The 234-nt window shown below is 68.4% G+C and carries 1 protein-coding gene; it reads right to left on the reverse strand.

Annotated features, from left to right (window positions below; translation table 11 throughout):
* Nucleotides 1-103: 103 nt before the first annotated feature.
* The coding region (locus G6027_RS19540) for an MFS transporter (protein ID WP_346995776.1) at nucleotides 104-234 on the reverse strand (131 nt) is incomplete at its 5' end.

The raw sequence follows: 234 nt of genomic DNA on the forward strand, positions 1-234 counted from the left end.
AAGAGCGTTCCGCGCACCCCTTTCTCGGCCGACGTGTGCGGAACGCTCTTGGCGACGAACTGGGCGGGGCGATGGGCGGGCCTGGGCCGGCGCGGGGGTCCAGCTACTCCATGTCCTCGAGCGAGCGGCCGGTGGTCTCGGGGATGAACTTGGCCACGAACAGCAACGACAGCAGCGCCGACACCGCGTAGAAGCCGTAGGTGAACGTCAGGCTGAACTCGGCCATCGGCGGGA

It is taken from the genome of Dietzia sp. SLG310A2-38A2 (assembly GCF_014145095.1).
Classification (GTDB): domain Bacteria; phylum Actinomycetota; class Actinomycetes; order Mycobacteriales; family Mycobacteriaceae; genus Dietzia.